The sequence below is a fragment of the Desulfosarcina sp. BuS5 genome, assembly GCF_028752835.1.
Classification (GTDB): Bacteria; Desulfobacterota; Desulfobacteria; order Desulfobacterales; family BuS5; genus BuS5.
In genome coordinates this window covers 694595-709626 of the sequence record NZ_CP087952.1, presented here as the reverse complement: position 1 = coordinate 709626, position 15032 = coordinate 694595, and the positions used below count along the sequence as shown (strand labels likewise).

Annotated in this window: 19 protein-coding genes; 10 read left to right on the top strand and 9 right to left on the bottom strand. The window is 41.9% G+C overall.

What is annotated here, in order from left to right; translation table 11 throughout:
* Positions 1–10: 10 nt before the first annotated feature.
* Both BuS5_RS03340 and BuS5_RS03335 read right to left on the bottom strand, forming a co-directional pair.
* Positions 11–556 (bottom strand): rhomboid family intramembrane serine protease, encoded by a 546-nt coding sequence (locus BuS5_RS03340; RefSeq protein WP_027354116.1) that lies wholly within the window; start codon positions 554–556, stop codon positions 11–13.
* Positions 553–1515 (bottom strand): 2-hydroxyacid dehydrogenase, encoded by a 963-nt coding sequence (locus BuS5_RS03335; RefSeq protein ID WP_035265554.1) that lies wholly within the window; start codon positions 1513–1515, stop codon positions 553–555. The genes BuS5_RS03340 and BuS5_RS03335 overlap by 4 nt, the downstream gene beginning before the upstream one ends.
* Before the next feature lie 232 nt (positions 1516–1747).
* On the opposite strand from BuS5_RS03335, the gene typA reads away from it, so the two are divergent.
* On the top strand, positions 1748–3586 hold the full coding sequence (gene typA, locus BuS5_RS03330) for a translational GTPase TypA (protein ID WP_027354115.1): 1839 nt from the start codon (positions 1748–1750) through the stop codon (positions 3584–3586).
* Between the two features lie 57 nt (positions 3587–3643).
* Here typA and BuS5_RS03325 read toward each other — a convergent pair whose 3' ends face one another.
* Positions 3644–4303 (bottom strand): IS1 family transposase, encoded by a 660-nt coding sequence (locus tag BuS5_RS03325; RefSeq protein ID WP_274428165.1) that lies wholly within the window; start codon positions 4301–4303, stop codon positions 3644–3646.
* A 93-nt stretch (positions 4304–4396) separates the two neighbouring features.
* The gene (locus BuS5_RS03320; RefSeq protein ID WP_274427997.1) at positions 4397–4678 is read right to left on the bottom strand and encodes a hypothetical protein; all 282 of its coding nucleotides are present in this window, start codon (positions 4676–4678) and stop codon (positions 4397–4399) included.
* Between the two features lie 492 nt (positions 4679–5170).
* Here BuS5_RS03320 and BuS5_RS03315 point away from each other — a divergent pair, with 492 nt between their 5' ends.
* Positions 5171–5389 (top strand): addiction module protein, encoded by a 219-nt coding sequence (locus BuS5_RS03315; RefSeq protein WP_027353918.1) that lies wholly within the window; start codon positions 5171–5173, stop codon positions 5387–5389.
* Positions 5386–5712 carry a hypothetical protein gene (locus BuS5_RS03310; protein ID WP_232223051.1) on the top strand — a complete coding sequence of 109 codons (327 nt, stop codon included), beginning with the start codon at positions 5386–5388 and terminating at the stop codon, positions 5710–5712. Before BuS5_RS03315 ends, BuS5_RS03310 begins: the two co-directional genes overlap by 4 nt.
* A 58-nt stretch (positions 5713–5770) precedes the next feature.
* Here BuS5_RS03310 and BuS5_RS03305 read toward each other — a convergent pair whose 3' ends face one another.
* The 5 genes from BuS5_RS03305 to BuS5_RS03285 all read right to left on the bottom strand — a co-directional run bounded on the left by BuS5_RS03305 (position 5771) and on the right by BuS5_RS03285 (position 8344).
* Positions 5771–6199, bottom strand: a complete 429-nt coding sequence (locus BuS5_RS03305; RefSeq protein ID WP_051374771.1) for a hypothetical protein — start codon at positions 6197–6199, stop codon at positions 5771–5773.
* A gap of 100 nt (positions 6200–6299) precedes the next feature.
* Entirely contained in the window at positions 6300–6764 is a 465-nt protein-coding gene (locus BuS5_RS03300; protein WP_027353917.1) for a hypothetical protein, read from the bottom strand.
* Between the two features lie 184 nt (positions 6765–6948).
* The gene (locus tag BuS5_RS03295) at positions 6949–7167 is read right to left on the bottom strand and encodes a hypothetical protein (protein ID WP_027353916.1); all 219 of its coding nucleotides are present in this window, start codon (positions 7165–7167) and stop codon (positions 6949–6951) included.
* Positions 7168–7223: 56 nt separating this feature from the next.
* Complete coding sequence (locus BuS5_RS03290) at positions 7224–8096, bottom strand: Druantia anti-phage system protein DruA (protein ID WP_027353915.1); 873 nt, start codon at positions 8094–8096, stop codon at positions 7224–7226.
* A gap of 62 nt (positions 8097–8158) precedes the next feature.
* Positions 8159–8344, bottom strand: coding sequence for a transposase (locus tag BuS5_RS03285; protein WP_027353914.1), 186 nt, complete (start codon positions 8342–8344; stop codon positions 8159–8161).
* 379 nt (positions 8345–8723) lie between these two features.
* Here BuS5_RS03285 and BuS5_RS03280 point away from each other — a divergent pair, with 379 nt between their 5' ends.
* The 7 genes from BuS5_RS03280 to cobS all read left to right on the top strand — a co-directional run bounded on the left by BuS5_RS03280 (position 8724) and on the right by cobS (position 15029).
* Positions 8724–9833 carry a cobalt-precorrin 5A hydrolase gene (locus tag BuS5_RS03280; protein ID WP_027353913.1) on the top strand — a complete coding sequence of 370 codons (1110 nt, stop codon included), beginning with the start codon at positions 8724–8726 and terminating at the stop codon, positions 9831–9833.
* A gap of 35 nt (positions 9834–9868) precedes the next feature.
* Positions 9869–10618, top strand: coding sequence for a precorrin-3B C(17)-methyltransferase (gene cobJ / locus BuS5_RS03275; protein WP_274427996.1), 750 nt, complete (start codon positions 9869–9871; stop codon positions 10616–10618).
* 1 nt (position 10619) lies between these two features.
* A complete protein-coding gene (locus BuS5_RS03270; RefSeq protein ID WP_027353911.1) occupies positions 10620–11150 on the top strand; it encodes a cob(I)yrinic acid a,c-diamide adenosyltransferase in 531 nt (176 codons plus the stop codon).
* Positions 11140–12642 (top strand): cobyric acid synthase, encoded by a 1503-nt coding sequence (locus BuS5_RS03265; RefSeq protein ID WP_027353910.1) that lies wholly within the window; start codon positions 11140–11142, stop codon positions 12640–12642. The genes BuS5_RS03270 and BuS5_RS03265 overlap by 11 nt, the downstream gene beginning before the upstream one ends.
* A complete protein-coding gene (gene cobU, locus BuS5_RS03260) occupies positions 12639–13172 on the top strand; it encodes a bifunctional adenosylcobinamide kinase/adenosylcobinamide-phosphate guanylyltransferase (protein WP_035265374.1) in 534 nt (177 codons plus the stop codon). The genes BuS5_RS03265 and cobU overlap by 4 nt, the downstream gene beginning before the upstream one ends.
* A 175-nt stretch (positions 13173–13347) precedes the next feature.
* Positions 13348–14271 carry a hypothetical protein gene (locus BuS5_RS03255; protein ID WP_051374769.1) on the top strand — a complete coding sequence of 308 codons (924 nt, stop codon included), beginning with the start codon at positions 13348–13350 and terminating at the stop codon, positions 14269–14271.
* A gap of 17 nt (positions 14272–14288) precedes the next feature.
* A complete protein-coding gene (cobS, locus tag BuS5_RS03250) occupies positions 14289–15029 on the top strand; it encodes an adenosylcobinamide-GDP ribazoletransferase (protein WP_232223048.1) in 741 nt (246 codons plus the stop codon).
* The last annotated feature ends 3 nt before the right edge of the window (positions 15030–15032 follow it).

Here is a 15032-nt window from a genome sequence, read left to right as displayed (position 1 = left end):
CCCAAAATTTTTATCTTAAAGTCGATAGACGCGCGCAGGCTACACCGGCAAGAAGTCCGCAAAGGTGCCCTTCCCATGATACAAAAGGTCTGCCCGGAAAGACGCCCTGGAGAAGCCCTCCATACAAAAATAAAACAACAAGTGATATAAAAATGGAGCTGAATTGTCTCTCATACCAGCCGGCAGTTGCCAGAAATCCGAAATACCCGAAAATCAGCCCGCTGGCTCCAATATGATACGCCGGCCGGCCAACCAACCAGACCCCTGCTCCACCGACAAGCATGACAAAGAGCGAAAGTTCCAGGAAGCCATCTAATCCACGTAAACTTACCAGGCTGCCAAGAATTACAAAAGGTATGGTGTTAAGCAGAAGGTGATAGATATTCTGGTGAATAAAGGGAGAAAAAATAATTCCGCGCAAACCGATTACTGTTCTGGGAAGAATTCCATATATGCCGAATTTATTTCCTGTTGCAATATCAATAAGTTCTATAATCCAAAGCAATGCAACGAGGCTCGCTATCATTGAAACACGTTTTTTAATGTTGATGTTCATATTTTGCCATGGTTATTCTTGTTATTCAAAGGTTCAAGTCCTTTTGCGATTCTTCTTATGTTTTCAGCAACCCCTTTAACAATCCCCTGCATGGATACATCTGTTGAACCTGATATATGAGGAGTTGCAAGCACGTTAAAGTTAAATATGGGATCATCAGGATCAGGAGGTTCTTCCCAGAAAACATCCAGACCTGCTCCCCCAATCTTACCGCTTGCAAGTGCTTCCTCAAGCGCGCCGCGATCGACCAGGCCGCCCCGGGATAAATTAATCAGGAAAGAACCAGGTTTCATATTATGAAATGTTGTTTGGTTAATAATATTTTTATTCTCTTGGGTCAGAGGCAAACAAAGGATCAAAAAGTCAGATCGGCGAGCCAGTCGGTTAAGATCATCGGGCCCGCCGGCCCACTCAAGCCCAAAATCCTTTTGAGCCTGGAGTGGGTTATTTCGTTTGATTCCAATCAAATGAACGTCAAAGGCTTTCAGCCTTTTAATCAAGGCTTGCCCTATTCCGCCAAGTCCTACCAGACCCGCGGTTTTGCCGCACAGTGATTTTCCCCGGGGTTCTCCCATCTTGCCCGCCAACATGCTTTGGGCCATATTTTTGAAATTCCTTGAAAGGCCGATCATCATATATATTCCGATTTCAGCTACGGAGTCAGCGTTCCCGGAATTGGCGGTGGGAACATTGGCAACCCAGATATTATTTTTGATGGCTGCCTCCACGTCAACACCTTCAAGCCCTGATCCGCATTGTTGTATCAGGCGTAGTCGGTCACTTGCAGTTATCATTTGTTCGGTGACAGAACACATAGTTGGTATCAAAACATCATAACCCTTTAAATTATCAGCCCTGAATCGACCGGTTGCCTCAAAAGTGTGCCCGGGAAGTTCAGACCGTATCAGCCCCAAAAAGCCTCCCCACGCATTTTCAGGAGCAGCAAACAGAATTTTCATTTTTTTATAATCTCCTTTAAGTTTTTACGACCAGCCCAAACAGCGAATCTTCCAGGACATTCATGAAAGCCTTGCTTCTGGTGGACGCTTCACTGATGTGATCCATAGTTTTACACCAAAAACATGAAAAACCATTCAAAGCTTGAAATTAGAAATTACATGATTATTTTAACTGGTTAATCATTAATACAATAAATCTTTAAAAGAATACAGTGAAATGGAAAAGCATACATTGAAAAAAGAAACAAGTAACCAAAAAATTAGAAACATTGCGATCATAGCTCATGTTGATCATGGCAAGACAACCCTGGTGGATCACATGTTCAGGCAGAGCGGAATCTTCAGGCCTGGGCTGGAAGTCGATGAAAGGATCATGGACACCATGGATCTGGAGAAGGAAAGAGGGATCACGATCGCAGCAAAAAACTGTTCCGTGCAATGGAAAGGTGTCAAAATTAACATAATCGACACCCCCGGACATGCTGATTTCAGCGGTGAGGTAGAACGAGCGCTTACTATGGCTGACGGCGCCATTCTTCTTGTCGATGCATCCGAAGGGCCGCTGCCCCAGACACGTTTCGTGTTAAAAAAAACCCTTGAAAAAAGGCTCAAAGTCATAGTTGTGATAAACAAAATCGACAGAAAGGATGCGCGTCCGGATGAGATTCTTGATGAAATATATGACCTTTTCATAGATCTTGATGCAGACGATGAACAACTCAATTTTCCCTATCTTTATGCTGTCGGGCGTGAAGGCATTGCAAAAAAAAACCTGACCGAAGAAACCGATAACCTTAATTTTCTCTTTAATACCATCATTGATGAAATACCTCCTCCCCGATTTAATATAGAAGAACCATTCCAGATGCTCGTCTCTGATCTCGGGTATTCGGACTATCTCGGCAAGCTTGCCATCGGACGCATTTTGAACGGAAATGCCGAATTCAAGGAGACAATGGTCTGCATAAACGATAAAAATGAACAGATTCCATTCAAAATATCGGAGCTTCAGATATATGAAGGTATGAAGCTCAAGGAAGCCGAGACCGTAGAATCCGGTGATATTGTCGTTCTTTCGGGGATGGCGGATGTCAAGATAGGTGACACCATCTGCACGCAAGAGTTTCCAAAACCGATTAATAGAATAACCGTGGACGAGCCGACCATCTCCATGGAATTTACGATAAACACATCTCCATTGAACGGAAAAGATGGTAAAATCATACAATCCGGGAAAATACGTGAAAGGCTTATCAAGGAGACCCTGCAAAACGTTGCCGTAAGATTCGAACCGACAGAGGACAGGGATCGTTTTATCGTTAAAGGCAGGGGAGAGTTCCAGATGGCCATCCTGATCGAAACTATGAGACGGGAAGGCTTCGAGTTGAGCGTGGGAAGGCCCAAGGTGATTTACAAACATGAAAACGGGAATACCATGGAACCAATCGAGAAATTATACGTGGATTGCGCTGAAGATTTCTTGGGCGTTGTCACCGAAAAGCTTTCCCTGCGAAAGGGACGGATGACAAACCTCGTGAATAACGGGAAAGGTAGAGTGAGGGGTGAATTTTCTATTCCTTCCCGTTCATTGATCGGTTACAGGGATGAATTTCTTACGGATACCAGGGGAACCGGGATCATGAACACCATTTTGTCAGGATACGAGCAGTTTCGAGGCGAATTCCCCATAAGATCCACAGGATCGATTGTTTCTGACAGGCAGGGTAAATCAGTTGCATATGCTCTTTTTCACCTCGAACCAAGAGGACGTCTTTTTATCGTCCCCGGTGAACCTGTTTATGAAGGAATGATAATAGGAGAGCATAATAAAAGCGGTGACATAAACGTGAATCCGTGCAAGGAAAAAAAGCTTACGAATATGCGCGCTTCAGGAAAAGATGAGAGCATTGCATGCTCGCCAGTGCAGCCCATTACACTCGAAAGGGCCATAAATTTTATAAAAGATGATGAAATGGTGGAAGTTGTTCCGAATTCCATAAGGCTGCATAAGAAAACATTTTCATCGCAAAAAAGACATCTGCAGAGATCATTGCAAAACAAGAACAAATAACAGAATAAATTGAATTACCGGTAGTCCCTACAAAACAATGCAGGTTCGAAAAATCAGCTACTTACAAGGTATTGGGACTGTAATAAGATATCTCCAGTTTAGTGGAGAATTCGTAAGTCCCATCTGCATCGCCGGTGTATTATGGTTATACTTTTTTATAAATTTCTCGTTTTCATTGTTAATTCGTATTCGTAAGCTCTTATGAAATTGTATGTAATTATAGTTGAATAAGTTAATCCACATTACATTACTAAAATTCAGCTTGTTCTTGCAATACCCCAGGGTTTTTCTCTGAAGATAGGAGATATGTTGCCTTAGGGTAAGGTTCAGTCTCTCAATAAATGAGGTGTTTTGGCTTTTTCCGGGGAAATCTTTTACAGTACCTTTCACAAAATATTTTTTAACTGTTACAAGCCTACGCTTTATGCGGCGCTTAACAATTTGCAGGTAAGCATAAGGAATCTCAGACATAATGTTTTCGAGCGCATTTTTGTAAGCCGCTAATTTATCTGTAGCGACCTTTAATATATTATCTTTTCCCCATTTGCCCAACTTTTTAGCGCCCTTTACTAAACGGTTTGCAGTGTAAGTTGTTCTTGAACCCAACTCGAAACCGATCCAGAATTTTGTTGTTGATTCAAGAGCGATAAAAACCCATAATTGTTGACTTTTATTTTTAAGGTAAGACCATAGTTCATCCATCTGGAGAAATACAATGGTAAGTCCGATAGTAAAACAAAAAAATAGGTGAAATTGCTGGCTTTTTTGTCCAATAGCTTTTTGCCGTTGTTCAATTGTCCTTCGATCTTTTTAAAGTACATCGGCAATTGCATCAGTGCCAAGGCCGTAAGAGTTTAGCTTTGCCGTTTGCTCATATTCTTTAAAACTGCCATGCTTTCCAAAAAGATCGGAATATCCTGTTTCTGAGAATCTATGTTTGCCACCATTGCAGTAAAACATTTGTCTTGGCTCAAAATCGGATTTTGTTATGTAAACTCCATCCTTGGTGATTTTGTTCTCGGTTGATTGATAACATTTGCAGCTTTTCCTGGGACAAAAAAGTGTTAGGGCTGTATTTGCTGTATTTTGCATGGTTGCGATCCTTTGAATAGAGTTTTAACCGTGCTCTACAAAATATATTGCTTTTAGTCTATAGCAATCTTAATTTTTAGTAAAAATCTTTTTTATTCATGTTTTCAGAGACACTTTTTAATCACCTGCATTGTTTTGTAGGGACTACCTAAATTTGAGACTGTTAAAAAGGTGGTTGAGGCCATTGGTTGCAAGCTGGCTATTATCTAAGTATAAGAGATAATTAAAGTTTATAGTATCTAAAAATAATACGGCTTTTCCAACCAAGGCATGGAGCGGGACTGGGAAAAGCGGGCGACTTTTTCGCTTTTGCAAAGGTTTCCTAAAAGTCATCTTTTTGATTGTTTCCAAGGCTATAGCAAGCTTTTCCCAGCCCCTCATGCCAGTCGTTGGCGGTATCGAAAAATCCTTTACAACTTATGGGATAAGACACCATAATTTACGATGATTGTATCAAATCGTATATAGCCAAAACATAATTGGAGAATTATCATGCCCTTTAGCATTCCATTGAAACAAATGAGCGTCGAGGACAAGCTACAGGCGATCGAAGAAATTTGGGCCGACCTTGCCAGTACACCGGAGAATATCCCCTCCCCATCCTGGCACGCCGATGTATTACTCGCCCGAGAAAAACGCATCTCCGAAGGGGCATCACACTTTCTGGATATAGCCGAAGCTAAGAAAGCTGTGAGGGAACAACTCAAATGAGGGTTCAAGTCCTTGATGAGGCAACTGCTGACTTGGCAGACGGGTTTCGTTTCTATGAACGACAGGCTGACGGTCTTGGCGACTATTTCCTTGATTCACTGTGGTCTGATATTCAATCATTGCAACTTTCTGGGGGGGCATTCATACGTTCCAGAACGGATATCATCGCCTCATTTCTAAACGGTTTCCTTATGCAGTGTACTACCGAATTGAGGATGGTGTTGTGCGCGTCCGAGCCGTACTCGACTGCCGCCGGGATCCAAAGTGGATATCGGAACGGCTTGATTAATAAAGAACAATATTCAGCGCCTTTTCATCAATGAACTTTTATAACACCGCCAACAAATCGCTGCACTGGATTTTCACTGGGTGCATTCCCGATTAGTTGCATAAACAAAGTGTTCGTATATTTTTAAAAATGTTCTTTATCATAATATTCCATCTTCCAGAAAGAAGTTGGCTTCTTAGAAACAACATTGACTCGGCATTCTCCAATTTCCAGAAGGATCCCGGAGACTTCAATCTGAGATTTATAACTCGTCTAATTGCACTTTCAACACAGCCACTGCCAGCAGGGAGCTTCAAGCGATTAAAATTGGCATACTGCATTCTACTACTGTTTTTCATAAAATAGTTGTTGAACTTTTTAAGGGCCTCTTTGCGGTTTTTTGGATAGCTTATATATTTCCCGATATCTTTTTTCAGTTCTTTAAGCTTTCCTTCCCACAAGAGAGTCTTCCATAATTCGGTGATTCGGAATTTTGCTTTGGCAGAAATTTTTTTTGGTAATTTGTCGATAATTTTATTCAAATTCTGTTTTGCATGGGTATAGTCGACGACTTCATGGTGAATGGAAACACCGAGCTTTTTAGCCAGTTGACCTGTGCGTTTCCAATAACTGCGTGCTCCGTCACAACAAAAAAACGACTCGATCGACTTTTGAGATATTCAACTCACACAAATATGTTTCAAGCAGTTCAAAGGCTGCATCGACATCTTCCATTGTTGCATCATAAAAAGGTAAACATTCTTTAGCAATGGTACCGTCTGGATTAACGGTCTGGATTACAATTTGTATAGGTTCTTTCCATTCGGTGTGGTATCCCTGCCGTTTCTGATGATCTGGCCGACGTCCGCGTTTGGTTCTTCGTTCTCGGATACGACCGCCATCAATGCAGACCAAAACAGTTTTTCCATCGATACAATCGCTGTCGGAGATGGATACCCATCCCCGCATGGGCATAGTATCTTTCGCCAAGTTCATGGTGATGCTGTGGATGGTCTTTACGTTGAGATTGATTCCATGAAATTGCAGCATCTTTTGTACAACATCAAAAGATGGGCAAAGCAGTGTTGCCTGGGACACAGATGACATAAGCAGCGTTGAACACCTGCTGATAAAACCAAGATAATCAAGTCAGAAGTGCTGTCCGGTCCCGTTTTTTCGCTTTTTGGATTTAGGTCCCGGCCGACGCTTTGATTTGGCTTTAGCAAAATAAGGGGATTGAATCTTAATAGGTTTCCCCGTCAATAGCCGTATGCTGGTGGGACGATACCCATTAAAACGAAGTCCCATGCGGCCATATCTTTAGTTCGGGTAAAAGTTCAGGATCACAAAGGACATTTTCGATGATCGAGGCCAAATACGCTTCCATATGCGCAAAAAGACCATCCCGTAGCTGCTTGCAAAGCGTATTGATATTTAAATGTTTTTGAAAATCCGCCGTAGTTTCGGATAATAAAATTTGAATTGCGTTCAGAGTAGATGTAAGTTCCATGGTCAGCCCCCGAATACAGGTTAAAAATTTACCTGTCGTCTTGATGGCTGGCACTCTCAAGCTTGTCCACATAGCTGTTGTCTGTAATCGGCGGTTAATGGATACACATAGATGTCTTTGATCGATACCTGAAGTTTATGATTTCTGTCTTGCCGGCTTCTCCCTTTGGTCTGACCGATTCTCTTCCAGTTCGCGGCACGGTAACAGGTTCCGGCAAAACGGGAACGGTCAATAAAAGTCTCCACCAGGCAAAGGTCATGACCGTATTTTGTGATCCAGTCCTGGCGCAGTCGCCGGAGGCTAGCTCCGAGAATATGACTGGCTAAATGCGGAATCCGTACCCAGGGAAAAATTAAAAATCGGGTGTTATTTGTCATCAAGCGCAGATTCTGGCGACGGGTAGTGCTGTCCCACCCGATAAATCGATCACGTGGGGCAATTTTCCATGCTGCGGAACCAAATAGCAAGCAGGCAACCGGACGCTTTTTATGGTCAAAAGCAATATACTTCATGTGCTCTCCGACATGCCCTTTGCATCCGAGATAGTGGTATTTATCCATAAGGCAATAAAAAAGAGCATTGACAGATCCACGACCTTGTATTGTCACCAATTGAATAGGTCGGACTGTGTGCAGATCGGTTTCAATAGGATCACAACTGTGGGAGACATCGGGAATCCGTCGTTGACGATTACCGCTGTGGTGAGCAACGGGCAACGTAACAAATTCCTTTAGCTCAAGTTTGCGCAGCATGCTGCGACATGCCATATCTTTGAGCAGACCTGTTTCCGTTCGCCATTCCCAAAGTTTACACAATTCTTTGGATAGTCGTGTTCTGTGCCAGTTGGGATGATCGGCAATCAATAGACGTATAGCTTCAATATCAGATGGCAAAAGCTGACGTCCCTGAATAGTTAAGATTCTGCTCATGTAAATCACATATACACGCTCATGAATCAGGAGTCCAGCTATTTTTTCATCAGTGCAATATTTCATTTTACCATTTTTATGTATTCAATTGTTGTGTGCCGTTTAAATGATTGCATAATTTCGGGTATGGATGATGGGGCGGATATGGAATCCGCCCCTACGGTGGTGATTGCAATGATTCCGTGAATATGGTTTGGCATAATGACAAATTCATGCATTGTGGCATGCCTGACTTGGGTTGCGGGCATAGCCCGCCTTGGTATTTTTTACTATTAAAGGAGACGCTCATGCAAATAGGCATCCAATCTGGTGTAACCATTCAGTCTAAAAGTATCATTGAAAGGATACTAAACAGTCATATCAGTCTTCCTTAATGCTTACCACCATTTGGCTGTTATCCGGTTTCCAGATACTTCTAAAAATCCAGATCAATACACCTTAATAAACAAAACGTTTATAGTCAGTGAGCGGGTTGATGATATGCCATTTCGTCCTCGTTCTTAAGGTTACTCCTGAATTTCCTTGAAAATACTCATAACCTCGGGTACGCTGATTTCAACAGCCTCCCCGTATTGGAATTAATAAAGAAATATTTTTTGAATAATAACATCCCTCTTGTCTAAGAATATGAGATCTGCTGTTTGCGGTATATACAAAAAAAAATTTGCGGTATGGAGCCTAACAATTCAAAGTGCACGCTTAGCCTCCAGGATTACGGCAGAAATAGCCGATACGGACTTGTATATCTCTTCAAAACTTAAACCCCAAATAAATACAAGCAATTGTTCCGTTTTATCTTTCACTGTTTTATCCAGAACCCTGGCCGAGGTTTTTCATCAATACAAGGGGCATATCTTTATTATGTCCACAGGTATTGTGATAAGGATTATAGCGCCTTTAATCCGGCATAAAACAAAAGATCCGGCTGTTGTGGTTGTTGATGAAAAAGGACTGCATGCAATAAGCTTACTTTCCGGACATATCGGCGGTGCCAATGAACTTACTTTAAAAATTGCAGGGATCACAGGCGCAGATCCGGTTATTACAACTGCAACGGATATAAATAAGATACCGGCCATTGACCTGCTTGCCTGTAAAAAAGGGTTGGTCATAGAAAATCCTGAAGCAATCAAAAATGTAAGTATGGCGTTGCTGAGTGGAAAAAAAATTATACTCCATGATCCGTATCAATATTTAACAGGGACTCTTTCTGCATCAAACATGATTATGAATAGTGTTGATTATAACCTTGATGATGATACAATAGGCAAAAATCGAATTCCGGTTAAGACTGCGGGTGTTTTTATAGATGATATCAAGGCTGATATTCCAGCTCATTTTTTAATTTTAAGGCCGGTTACCTTGTCAATCGGGATGGGATGTAATAGAAATACAAGCAGGCAGGAGCTTAAGACTTTTTTAACGGAGGTTCTTGATCTGTTCGATCTGTCCCCACGGAGCGTTTTGAATTTGGCGTCGATTGATATCAAATCGGATGAAAAGGGTCTGCTTGAGCTTGCCGCAGATCTTAATCTGCCAATAAAATTTTATAGCAAAAAAAAGCTTGAGCAGGTAAAAGAGATAAAAAATCCGTCATTAATGGTAAAAAAACATATCGGAGTTACCAGCGTATGCGAAGCAGCAGCGATTCTATCGGCAGAGAACGGGAAATTGATAGTTCCCAAACAGATAAAAGGAAATGTAACAATTGCCATAGCGCGAATGCCCTCTACATAGTTGGAATAGGTCCCGGCAATTCGGATTACCTTTCAGTGCGTGCACATGAAGTGCTGGAAATAGTCGATACGGTGGCAGGGTATTCAACATATATTGATCTTGTACGGCCGCTGATAAAGGGTAAAAAAATTATCAGCACTGCCATGACAAAAGAGGTAGAACGGGTCGAAGCCGCCATCAATACGGCTTTAAACGGGCAATCATGCGCAATAGTTTCAAGCGGAGACTCAGGGATTTATGCCATGGCAGGCCTGGCCCTTGAAATGTGCCAAAAAAAACAAATCAGAATCAGGAAAACTTCTTTTGAAAGCGTATCAGAACCGGACGGGAACGAGCTCTATATAGAGGTTATCCCGGGAATACCGGCCTTATGTTCAGGGGCCGCCCTTCTTGGAGCGCCTTTAACCCATGATTTTGCAGCTATCAGTCTTAGTGATCTTTTGACGCCCTGGGATATTATTGAAAATCGCCTTGAAGCGGCAGCAAAAGCAGACTTTGTTGTGGTATTGTATAATCCTAAAAGTAAAAAAAGAGACTGGCAGATTAAAAAAGCCAGGGAAATACTGCTTAAATACAGGGATAAATCAACACCTGTGGGGGTTGCAACAAGCGCAATGCGAAAAGATCAACGTATTGGGATTACAACCCTTGAGCATCTTGATACAGTACCGATAAACATGCTGACGACCGTATTTATCGGAAACAGTACTTCAACTGTTTATATGGATTTCATGATTACCCCAAGAGGGTATTCAAAAAAATATAAAATAAAGGCAGAGGGGTAATATGGCTCCAAAAGGATTTAAAGGCTACTTGCAGATTTATACCGGCAACGGCAAGGGAAAAACCACTGCATCCCTGGGGCTTTCCATCAGGGCGGCAGGCGCTGGAATGAAAGTATTTATCGGGCAGTTTATGAAGATGGGGGATTACAGTGAAATCAAGGCCCTGGAGAGATTTTCAGATCTAATTACAATTGAACAGTATGGCATAAAAGGTTTTGTTAAAGGAAAACCTTCCCCTGAAGATATTGCAGCATCAAAAAAAGGGCTTGAAAAAATAAAGAGCATTGTCGCCTCCGGTGCCTATGATCTTGTCATTCTTGAGGAAGGTAATGTGGCCGTAATGTGCGGTCTCTTTGATGTGCAGGAGCTGATTGATATTATTGATGCAAAACCGGATAACATGGAACTTGTCATAACGGGTCGGGGCGCAGACCCCGGGGTAATTGAAAGAGCGGATCTGGTTACGGAAATGAAAGAGATTAAACATTATTATCAAAAAGGGGTAAATGCCAGGGTTGGAATTGAAAAATAAAGCCTTAAAAAGCGGGAAATGTTTAGCTGTTTTCGGCACCGGCTCGGATGTGGGAAAAAGTATTGTCACAACTGCTCTTTGCAGGTTTTTTGTAAAACAGGAAATCAGCACCGCACCTTTCAAGGCCCAAAATATGTCGAATAATTCCGGCGTAACGCCTGATGGACTGGAAATGGGACGAGCCCAGATTGTACAAGCCGAGGCCGCCGGAATAGCTCCCCATGTCTACATGAACCCTATCCTCTTAAAGCCTACAAGTGATACCGGTGCCCAGGTTGTGGTGCTCGGCAATGTCCTTGAAGACAGTTCAGCCATGGAATATCATTCAAAAAAAAATGAGTTTTTTTCACAAGCCTGTTCTGCCCTTGACAGCTTGCGTGAAAAATATGAACTTGTTGTGATCGAAGGCGCCGGCTCATGTGCTGAAGTTAATTTGATGCCGAATGACATTGTTAATCTGCGAATGGCTGAATATGCAGGAGCTCCTGTTATTTTAGTGGCCGATATTCACAAGGGCGGCGTGTTTGCCCAGATAGTAGGCACCCTGGAATGCCTCGCAGAAACACAGCGTGAAATGATAGCAGGTTTTATAATCAACAGGTTCAGGGGGGATAAATCTCTATTTTCAGATGGCATAAGCTGGATAGAAAAAAAAACAGGGAAAAAAGTATTCGGGGTGCTGCCCTGGTATGATCATATCCGCATTGAAGCTGAAGATTCGGTAGTCATAGAGAACGTAAAAAAGGTTGCAATTAAAGGCCGCAGCCAAAAAGGGATAGCGGTTATACGCTTGCCGCATATTTCCAATTTTACTGATTTTGATCCACTTTTATCTCTAAACGGAGTTGAACTTTTTTTTATAGAAGCATTGCAGGAATTATCCTCATTTAAGGCCGTCATACTGCCAGGCTCAAAGAATACACAATTTGATCTTAAGTGGCTGCATTCAACCGGATGGGCAAAAGAGATTAAAAATTACGCGGATCAAGGCGGCCATATCCTGGGGATTTGCGGCGGATATCAGATGATGGGCAGACATGTTCACGACCCGGACGGTATTGAAGGAAAACCGGGGACAACAGGCGGACTGTCGCTATTACCTGTGGAGACTTTTCTCAAAGCGCCCAAGACTACAACATTATCCTGTTTTTCATGGAAAGGAATTCCTGGAACCGGATATGAAATACATATGGGAAAAACAAATAGGCTTGAAGGTGACCCTCTATTCAGCGTTTCAAAACAGAACGGCATAACATGCAGCAGGGAAGACGGCTGTTCTTTAGATGCTTCAAGAATACTTGGGACTTATATGCACGGGCTCTTTGACAGTCCCGGCATAACTGAATTATGGCTTGAAAGTATCGGCCTTGATAATGTAAAAACAGCTCAGGCACACGGGCTGACGGTGAGAGACAAAGAATACGACCTGTTGGCTGCCTATTTTGAAAAACATATTGATATTAAAGCTATTAAAGAGTTATTAAAATTATGACCCTTCCCGAGAAAAAAAATATTTTGGTAATAGGTGGATGCAGAAGCGGCAAAAGCAGCCAGGCGCTAAAACTTGCAGATCAATTTTCTGACAACATTAGGATTTTTATTGCAACATGTGTTCCTTATGATGATGAGATGGAGGAGAGGGTGGCTCGTCACCAGGAAGAAAGGGACAATACCTGGACAACAGTCGAAGAACCGCTGAACCTGCACAAAGCTATAACAGAACATGGAGAAACTTCGGATATTATCCTTGTGGACTGCATTACGCTTTGGATAACCAACCTTCTTTTAAAGACCAGCCGGATCGATTACATTCTGGAAAATGTACAAAAGCTTATGGATGCTGTTAAAAAAGCGAAATGTTCCGTTATAATGGTCTCTAATGAAGTAGGAACAGGAATCGTGCCGGAGAACGGACTCGCGCGGATGTTCAGAGATGCCGCCGGATTCGCCAATCAGCATATCGCCGCTGCTGCGGATCAGGTTATATGGATGGTAGCGGGTATTCCTGTTAAAATTAAATAGTGTCCATCCATAAATGGTCTTTTTGCCCAATATCTGCGTTATGCGCAAAAAATAATCCTCGGAATATCAAATATATGCCTGCGGTTATTTTTTGCGCAGGCCTTGATCTTGAACAAAAATCCTCATTTATGGGCGGACACTAAATGAGAAAAAAATTAAGGTTTTGGTGAAGAATATGAAAAAAATAATATTGCAACAAATTATCATATTTTTATTTATAACAGTTTTGCAAACCGGACTATCTGATAACGCTATGGCCGGGAACACAAAAGGAAGTTCCGTAATATCCGATAGATCGATAACAGGTTTTATGCACCCCGAATCGGTGGCTTTTGATCCAAAAGATAAGGTTTTATATGTCAGTCAGTTCGGTTCGGTTCTTAATCCGACTTTAAGGGACGGAAAAGGAAAAATCAGCAAAGTCTCTCTGAAAGGTAAAATAATAGAAGATAATATATTCTCTGTTTCCGGTTATACTCTTAATAAACCAAAGGGAATATGGATTAAAAACGGCAAACTTTGGGTTGCTGATATTGATCTGGTCTGGATTTTTGATTTAAAAACCCTCCTGGGCCGGAAAATTGATCTGCCGGGAGCTATTTTTGCCAACGACCCCACGGTTATTGACAATAACTTATTCATCAGTGACAGCTCCGGGAAAAAGATTTATCTGATCCAACCTGCAGACTTCCTAAATCATAAGATTGAACCAAAGGTTTCACTTTTTGCAAGGGATCTTTTTTTCGAACCCAACGGCCTCTGTCCCGGTCAGGATGGTTCCCTGTTTGCAGTCGGTTTTGACATGAACGGTTCAGATCAGGGTTTATATTCATTTGATCATGAGGGAAAACCCGATATACATATTAAAGATCTTGGAATGCTCGATGGCCTTGTGCAGCTTAAGACCGGCTGTTTTCTGATAACTGACTGGAAATCGAAAACTCTTTTAAAATATTCCCAGGTTTCAGGAATTAAAAACATAGCAGGCGGTTTTGAAGGACCTGCCGATTTTTGTATAGTAGATAAAGGCGATAAACTGCTTATTGCAGTGCCAGATCTGGTTAAAAGTGAAATCCGTCTTATACGAATTGCAAAATAAGGAATGTGGACGAAAAATTGAAACTGAAAATTTTAAATGTCATGAATCGCTTATTAGCAGCTATTCAATTTATAACAATTCTGCCATTGGGAAAACCCGGGATATATGACCCAAGGGGGATGGTTGCTTTTTTCCCCATTGTCGGCATTATTATAGGGACAATAGTTTCTATCTCTGACCAAATCTTTTTGCTCATCTGGCCCGCCCCTGTTGTAGCGGTTTTAGATGTTGTCTTGCTCGTGATTTTGACCGGCGCTTTTCATATTGATGGCCTTGGCGATGCTGCAGATGGATTGCTTGGGCACAGGTCAAACGAAAAAGTACTTTCAATTATGAAAGACAGCAGGATCGGCGTGATGGGACTTATTGCAATCCTATGTGCTTTATCGATTAAATATTGCGGTATCATGTGCCTCGATTATAAAAGGTCTCTTTTGCTTATATTGATTCCGGCCTATTCAAGGGGAAGCACGTTATTTGGGATAAAGTTTTTAAACTATGGCAGGAAATCAGACGGCACAGGTTATGATCTTTTTGATGAGCCATTAAGCCTTACCGATTTCAGCGGGCTGCTTGTACCGATAGCGCTTTCTTTTTTTCTTGGATGGAGGGGATTGTGGCTTAATGCTCTTTTTATAGGTTTAACCATTTTTATTTTGATCTATTACAAAAAACGATTGGGCTGCATTACAGGTGATATGCTTGGGGCTATGACAGAGACCATAGAAGCTATGCTTTTCCTGCTGGTCTCAATATAATCA